Below are 7,300 nucleotides of genomic sequence, written 5' to 3'. Positions count from 1 at the left end.
GGGACACGCGGCGCAGCTACGACGCGAGCGGGTGGGATCGTAGGCGAAATCTCAGATCCGGTATCCTGTGGAGGCGGCATCTGTGAAGGCATTACCATGGGTTCGGTCTCCTTCGCCCTCAAGTCTAAACTTTAGCCAGTCAAATGTCTCACTCTTATTGGCACGGAGGGGGAAGTGCCATCGTTTTCCGGCCGAGCCGTCGCAGCTATTCCGGCTCGAACTTTTGAGAGGAAATCAACATGAACACGTCATGCCACTCCAGCAAGTCTGCGTCGACTATGCCGATGCGGGCGCATTACGTAAGGTGCGCCACCGCATCGTCGGCCTGACGCCGGGGGCTTATCGCCAGCGGTTTCACACTTGACGTCATGTCGAGAAGCTTGAGATGAAATTAAGATCGGCGCCGCTTTGGACGGACCTCTGGGCAACAACCAAGGCCTTTGCTGGTCAATGGTACCCGGCTGGATGAACGGATCAGTAGACGCGTACTGTTGTGACCAAGACGAGCTGCGAGTTGTCCAAGGCCGGTCGATCCTGTCTCACACGGCCGGATGCTCGTCCGAACGTGACGCCGTTCGTTTCCCCGGTTCATCCTCACCGGCCGGCCATGTACATGTCGCCAGATGACCGAGCACCAGTTTCCTGACCGAACCGCAGAAAGAATACACTGGACCTCACTGTATCTCGGCCTCCCAGCCGGCGGCATAGATGCAGCCTTCCCGTCAGAGGCAGCCTGCGAAGCACGTTTATACGAGGTGCGGTGGCCAGATGGTCCCGTCTGTCCTGCCTGCAGCCAGACGAATGTCCATTTTCTCGAACTGCGAGAACTCCAGACATGCCGAAATTGTAAGGCGCACTTCAGCCTGACCTCGGGCACGGACCTGCATGGCAGTCACAAGGGTCTGAAGTTCTACTTCGGTGCCGCAGCCGACCTCATCAGGTACCAGCAAATGCGTAGGATGCCGTCTCTGCGTGAGTTTCAGCATAATCATGGAATAGGGAGTCCGAGTAGGGCCAATCTCGCCGAGTCGTCAGGTGTGCAAGAAAATGCAGAACAACGCAGGAACTTCCAGGTAAGACGCGTACAAATCCCGTACAGCCGATTCTTGGAATGTTCTCATGGCGCGCCGCAGACCCACCACCGCCAGCGAGACCGACCGCGCCTTTCCGGTGCGTGTGAAGGTGCATGTACCGCCCACCGGACTGGGCGTTCTGATCGTCGAGATCGCGGTCTGGCTGAAAGCGACCTTTGGTGAAGGGGCGTACGGCCAAGGTCCGGCGACGGCCATTGGCAGGGACGCTTGTGCGTACCATTTCACCTCGATCGACGAAGCGCAGCTTTTCCTGACGACGTTTCCGCAGCTGGCGGTGGCCCGCCCTACCCCTCCACCGCTGAGTCGCTCCTATTAGGCGTCGCTCAGTGATGTCACGCCGCGTTTCGCGGCGGCGCCGTACGGATCGTTGCGGCTCTAGGCGGCAAGGAGGCCAGTATTCAGGGGCTGAAGTGGCAATGCGATTGTAAAGCAGCTGCCGGCGCCGAGAGCACTTTGCAGAGCGATCGTGCCATCCATACGATCAACAGCCCGCTTCACGATTGACATGCCAAGCCCTGTGCCGCCGAACCGTCGCGCGATGGTGGCATCCGCCTGCTCGAACTCCTTGAATATCTTGTCATGGAACTCAGGCGCGATCCCGATGCCGGTGTCGCGGATGGCAACCTCTACCTGCCCATAGGAATCCTCGGCCAAGGCCACGGTAACGCTGCCACTGTCAGTGAACTTCACGGCATTGCCCACGAGGTTTCGCAGAATGGTGCAGATCAGATTTCGATCCGCAAGATAGAACATGTCATCCAGCTGCTCGTCGACCTGCAGTTCCACCGATTTGGCAGCAGCCTGTGAGACAAAGTCGTTCAGCACGTCATCGACTAGCTCGCGCAGGGTTGTGGCTTGGGTGACGACCTCGAGGCTTGTGACGTCCAGCTTGGCGAGGTCGAGCGCGTCATTCACGAGGTCCAGCAGCTTGGCCGTTGACCGCTTAAGGATCGCCATCAGCCGATCAGTCCGATCCTTCGTCGTCGCGAGGTCGAGCATGGCGATGGATGCGGCGATTCCCGTCAGCGGCGTCCGGATCTCGTGACTGATGTGCGCAACGTAATCCGCTCGTGTCTTGAGGAGTTCCTGCAACTCGAGCCGCGCTGTGCGCTCCTCGCGCGCAATCGTCCTGCTCTTCACCACATCGTCGATGCAGCGTGCGAGGTTTTCGATGATGTCGATGTCCAAAGGTGTCCACTCTCTGGGCTCGACGGTCATGCAACACAGTGCGCCGATCGTCATACCAGAGGGCGTATGTATCGGCGTTCCGATGTAGGACCGAACCCTGTTCTCTCGACAAAACACATTGCCTGCGGTGCGAGGGTCGAGCGCGACGTCATCGATCGTGACGGTGCCGTTGGACCGCTGTACATACTTGCAGATTGAACCCTCGATCGACATCTCGCAGAAAATCGACGTGTCGAGCACAGTGCTTACGGCCGCAGCGAAATGCTGCAGGTCCTTCTTTTTCTCAAGGACTGAGACATACGCTATTGGCGCAAGCAGTGTCTGCGATGCCAGCTTTGCGATATTTGCGATGCTCTCATCGGTGCCGGCATGCAGCAACCCAAGGGCATCAAACGAATAGCTTTTCGCCATTGTACTGCCCACTGAACGGTGTCGGAACTCTTTCTTCTGTATGCAGCAGTCTACGAAAAACGCGGCAAATTTATGGCAGACGGAAACGCAAAAAGGCCCGCCCCGGCATGAGCCGAGGCGGGCGATTGCGGTCCGGCGTCAGACGGGGTCAACTTCGACCGTCGAGGGGCGGCGGTGTCCGCAGCGCGGCAATATCCGGCACGGTAGCGAGATGCGCGGCCGCGACCGTGCGGATCACCTTCGGCGTCGGCTGCATCGCGTTCACCGCATCGGGCAGATGCGCGCGCAGATAGACGCCGGCGATGCGCGCGATCTCGGACAGATCCGTCCGGCCGTCCGCCATCGCCTCGACGACCACATGGCGCACTGCCGCGTTGATGCGGTCGAGGTGGGTCTGCTCGACCTGGACACCGGCACGCTTGCCGACACGGGTCGCAGCCCAGGTCAGCGCCAGCGCCGCCATGGCCAGGATCAGGTCGAGGCCCGTCGCCAGCAGGCTCGGGTTATCGGTCAGGAATTGTTGCATGGTCATGGCCCTCCTCAGGCCAGGTTGGGGGTCGTGGGGTTAGAGCCGGGCCATCTGGAAATGCATCGCGTCAGCGCCCCACAGGCGCAGCGCAGGCAGCCAGTTGTGCGCCTCCATGATGTCGAGGAACGGCCTGTAATCGGGGCGCGAGAACAGTGCCTCTGGCGCCCGTGCGCGCAGGCCGTTCGGCGCGGCGAAGAAATCGACGGCACAGCCATAGGCGTGCATCGACCAGCTGGTACCGCCGCGCATCCGCCGCGGGTTGTAGCCGCCGGCATAGCGGTCGAGGCCGAGCGCCTGCCACTTGTCGTGGCCGTAGTGAGCGCGGACGGCGGTGATGGCACGCACGAGGGCCGTGGCGCACTTGTGGTGCACCCGCAGCTTGCGGATCGGGCTGCCGAGGTCCCAGTCCAGCCGCATGTCGAAATCGAGCAGGGCATAGGTCGTGTTCGCCGGGATCGCGGGCGAGCCGTAGATGGCGGCGATGTCCGCCTGGCGCGGCAGATCCTTGGGATCAGGCCGGGACGCTGCCGGGAGACGTTCGACGGTGGCTGTTACCTCCATCCGCTTGGACAGCCAGTCGGTCAGCGCCTCGAGGGTGTTGTGCCCGGCATAGCCGTTCACGAGGCCGGCGTCGCGCCCCTGGACGTTCAGAATGATCTGGCCGGCAGCGATCTCACGGCGGCGCGCCGACCATTTCGACATCAGGCCGCCGGCATTGTTGATGACGATGGAGATCCCACGCTGCGTGGAGGCGTTCAGGCTGCCGTCGATGGCCTTCTTGTAATAGCCCGCGCTGGCCAGCAGCATCTGGGTATGGGACGTCGTCCAGACATGAGTCATCGTTCGCACTCCATGCGTTAGGTCAGGGCAATGGTGGGGTGGGTCAGGCGGAGGCTGTCAGTCGCCCGCAGGGCGCGGCAGGAGTTCGAACGTCACCGCGTCCGTCCGGTCGAACACGGTCCTGCCCGCGCACTCGTATTCGAGCGCGATGTACAGCTCGATCCGACCCGGTTGCAGGTTCGGCGGCGGGATCAGCACGAGCCGCAGTCGCGTGGCCGACGTGCTGGATCAGCCTGCCCCATGTCGCGGACTCCAAGCTGATCGGGGAGCGAAGTGACCCCGCAGCCATCAGTCAGCACGCTGATCTTCGGGTCCCACCATCCACAGTCGACGCGATACGCTGACGGGATGTCGGCGAACGTCCAGAGTGCGCCGCCGCCCGCACGTATGGCCACGCGGCATCCACACCATCGTATCGCGCCACTGCGCTGACGCCCTTATATTGCGCCGCAAGGCTGGCACCGACGTGGCGAGGCATCAGGCCAACGCGACGATGCGGTCGGCGTTGGCGGCGGGCGTGGTGGCAAAGCTGATCGTCACCTGATTGACGGTCGTCCGCACCACGTCGGTCAGCACCTAGGCGTAGGTAGCGGCGTCGTCGACCTGCACGATGACATTGCGGGTGTTCAGGTTGTGGTCGACCGCCACGGATGCAACATCGCCCACGAGGGTCTGGAACCGCTTCACGACGGCACTCAGCGCAGTCCGGTTTGCCTTCGAAGCTGATACAGCTACCCCGGCCGACGACGCCCGCGGCGAAGAACTGGCCAAGCGCATGGCAGGCGACTGTTCCGACGATGACATCGCAGCCGGCGGCGTTCTCATCGGGGTCGACGATCACGGCGCGCTCCAACGGTTCGCAGCCTACCGGCGCCGCAATGTCGAACCGGACGATGCGCCCAGTGCCGGTGATGCTACCTGCCGCCGCACCAGGCGGGCAGGCATGGGTTCTACACTGCGCTGGGGGTCTAGCAGGGATTGGATCCGATTAGTGCTGCAAAGGCCGGACGATGGGCAAGTTCGGCACTTCCCGATCGGGCCTATGCGCACTCTGATCTGGACGACAGGTCTCTTCGTGAACTGGCTCTTGGCCAGAGTTCAGAGGCGAAACGGTTGTATCCTTGCGGTAAAGGGGAAGCGTCAGCTGAAAGCATGAGCCGACACCCAGTTGGCTGCTGACCGTCAGTTCGCCGTCGTGCAGGACGGCCAGTTGCTTGGCGATCGAAAGTCCTAGGCCGAATCCGCCTTTAAGGCGGGTATCAGAGGTATCGACCTGCTGAAAGCGCTCGAAGACACGTTCAAGATCTTCTTCCGGAATCCCGCATCCCGTGTCCGAGATGCAGATCACGACGTCATTCTCAACCACACCCAAAGATAATTCAACATGTCCCTGATCTGTGAATTTGATCGCATTCGACAAGAGATTATAAAGAATCTGCCGCAGTCGAGCCCGGTCTGCCATCACATCGACTTCGGCATTCTTGATATATCTCAAGGACAGCCCCTTGGCCTGCGCGAGTGGCCGCAATTCATCCGCAACATCATCTGTCAGCGCACTTGCTGAAAGGACTTCTTTCTGAATTTGCAGCTGGCCTCTTTCAACGGTGGTCCAGTCCAGCAGATCCTCAACCAAACGGATCATATGCCTGCTGGCCGCAACGATTTTTCCACCCTGATCGGCGACGTAGGCCTTGTAGGCACCGATGGCCGACCGGACTTCCTCCGGCACCGCGTCGGATGAAGCGATGAGGCTTTCGAGCTGCCTGACGACGGACAACATGTCCTGATTCTGAAGGAATGAAGCGCGACCGACGATCACAGTCAGCGGGGTTCGCAATTCGTGAGAGACATTGCTGATGAAGTTTGTTTTCTCTCTCGCGGCACTTTCAGCAGCATCCATCGCGAGCTTTTCCGCAGTAACGTCAGTTCGGATGCCAACAGTATATCCATAAGGTGTCTTAGCTTCTGTAACCTTGACCCAGTGGTCTTCACAGATACGTTCAATAAACGAACCATGCGGATCTTCGAACAAGCGAAGCCGCTCTGCGATCCAGTCGTCCTCCCGACCAACCGCTTCTGGGAACTGGGATTTGGCTACACCGACCTCCAAGAGCGACTTGAAAGTGGCACCAAGAACGAGTTCGTCAGCTATTTTAGGATAATAATCCTTGAACCGCTGATTCGCCATGACAAGACGCCCGTCCTCATCGAATGCGACGAACCCTTCATTCATTGAAGAAATCGACTCTCTTAATAATGTGTGATCCTTCTGATGCGATTCAGAAACGCGGTGCAGGATCAGCAGACCCAAAACGGACGCGATCGTGATCAGGATCGAGGCTAATAAAATGAAACTTCCTTGGGGGGATGTCGTGGGCCAGCCCCCTGCAGGAGCGGCGGCTGCCCGCCACATATTACCGGCCATCTTGAAATCAACGATTACGGGGTCCTGATCCCCTTGCCATATTTCATTCATCCCAAAATCCGGCGACATTGCGCGCTGCCGAGTTTCGCGAAGCCGAAAGCTAAGTTCCTCTCCCTCATCGAAAGCGGCTGCATGATTGCTGATCAGGCCATCGGCTTTGATGACGACTGAAATAAGTCCCCAGAACCTCTCAGTCGCCAGACCAGGCTGGGGGAGGAAAACGGGATAGCGCAGAATGTAGCCTATGCCACCTTGGACGAGAGGGACCGGACCGACGATCATCGGACTGCCCTGCCGGTACGCACGTGCAATGCTCGCCATCTGACGATGGACTTGAGGATAAACAAGGCCAACAGTACTTTGATTGGCGGTCAGCGGAAAAGTGTCGGAAACAACAAGATCCGGGGCCAGTGCGACGGCGATGACACTTTGGTTGTTCGCGACCAGTGTATCGACGTCTCTCTCGATGAGCCTTCTCGGGATCGTCTTGGACGTGGCAATCAGGTTCTCGATCTTGCTTGCAAGCAGTTCAGCCTCGAAGAACGATAACCGGATCTGATTGGTCGCGACATACAGCGATCGCTCAAGACGGGCCCGCTCTGATGCCAAGAACACCTCATTGCTCCGGTTGGTGGCAATCTGGCCAAAAATCGGGAAGGCGACCCCAACGATCACAGCGGTTACCAGAAACAGCTTTAACCACAGCACCCGCCTGACCCCAGCCAAGAGGCTTGTGACACGTGACTGTCCACCTTCGATCTGGGATCCGGGAAACTGGCTCATTTTCGGCGCCCTATGCAGACAGCTAAGTTT

Annotated in this window: 6 protein-coding genes and 1 pseudogene; 2 read left to right on the top strand and 5 right to left on the bottom strand. The window is 59.7% G+C overall.

Annotated features, from left to right (window positions below; genetic code table 11):
* Window positions 1–623 precede the first annotated feature (623 nt).
* Window positions 624–842: pseudogene (locus BMX16_RS18370) on the top strand (transposase); the annotation flags it as partial.
* A gap of 277 nt (window positions 843–1,119) precedes the next feature.
* Window positions 1,120–1,410 carry a hypothetical protein gene (locus BMX16_RS18045; RefSeq protein ID WP_245731601.1) on the top strand — a complete coding sequence of 97 codons (291 nt, stop codon included), beginning with the start codon at window positions 1,120–1,122 and terminating at the stop codon, window positions 1,408–1,410.
* Window positions 1,411–1,469: 59 nt separating this feature from the next.
* Here BMX16_RS18045 and BMX16_RS15100 read toward each other — a convergent pair whose 3' ends face one another.
* The 5 genes from BMX16_RS15100 to BMX16_RS15085 all read right to left on the bottom strand — a co-directional run bounded on the left by BMX16_RS15100 (window position 1,470) and on the right by BMX16_RS15085 (window position 7,270).
* Complete coding sequence (locus tag BMX16_RS15100; RefSeq protein ID WP_089905308.1) at window positions 1,470–2,693, bottom strand: sensor histidine kinase; 1,224 nt, start codon at window positions 2,691–2,693, stop codon at window positions 1,470–1,472.
* A 148-nt stretch (window positions 2,694–2,841) separates the two neighbouring features.
* Entirely contained in the window at window positions 2,842–3,225 is a 384-nt protein-coding gene (locus BMX16_RS15095) for a hypothetical protein (protein ID WP_089905306.1), read from the bottom strand.
* A gap of 33 nt (window positions 3,226–3,258) precedes the next feature.
* Window positions 3,259–4,062, bottom strand: a complete 804-nt coding sequence (locus BMX16_RS15090; RefSeq protein WP_089905305.1) for a M15 family metallopeptidase — start codon at window positions 4,060–4,062, stop codon at window positions 3,259–3,261.
* A gap of 57 nt (window positions 4,063–4,119) precedes the next feature.
* A complete protein-coding gene (locus BMX16_RS17685) occupies window positions 4,120–4,260 on the bottom strand; it encodes a hypothetical protein (protein ID WP_177174694.1) in 141 nt (46 codons plus the stop codon).
* A gap of 790 nt (window positions 4,261–5,050) precedes the next feature.
* Window positions 5,051–7,270 carry an ATP-binding protein gene (locus BMX16_RS15085; protein ID WP_177174693.1) on the bottom strand — a complete coding sequence of 740 codons (2,220 nt, stop codon included), beginning with the start codon at window positions 7,268–7,270 and terminating at the stop codon, window positions 5,051–5,053.
* Window positions 7,271–7,300 lie beyond the last annotated feature (30 nt).

The sequence above is a fragment of the Loktanella fryxellensis genome, assembly GCF_900110065.1.
Lineage (GTDB): Bacteria > Pseudomonadota > Alphaproteobacteria > Rhodobacterales > Rhodobacteraceae > Loktanella > Loktanella fryxellensis.
This window is presented reverse-complemented; position numbering and strand designations above follow the sequence as displayed.

Coding starts and splice junctions, on each gene's coding strand:
- BMX16_RS18045 (WP_245731601.1), top strand. CDS start 1,120: ATGGCGCGCCGCAGACCCACCACCGCCAGCGAGACCGACCGCGCCTTT.
- BMX16_RS15100 (WP_089905308.1), bottom strand. CDS start 2,693: ATGGCGAAAAGCTATTCGTTTGATGCCCTTGGGTTGCTGCATGCCGGC.
- BMX16_RS15095 (WP_089905306.1), bottom strand. CDS start 3,225: ATGACCATGCAACAATTCCTGACCGATAACCCGAGCCTGCTGGCGACG.
- BMX16_RS15090 (WP_089905305.1), bottom strand. CDS start 4,062: ATGACTCATGTCTGGACGACGTCCCATACCCAGATGCTGCTGGCCAGC.
- BMX16_RS15085 (WP_177174693.1), bottom strand. CDS start 7,270: ATGAGCCAGTTTCCCGGATCCCAGATCGAAGGTGGACAGTCACGTGTC.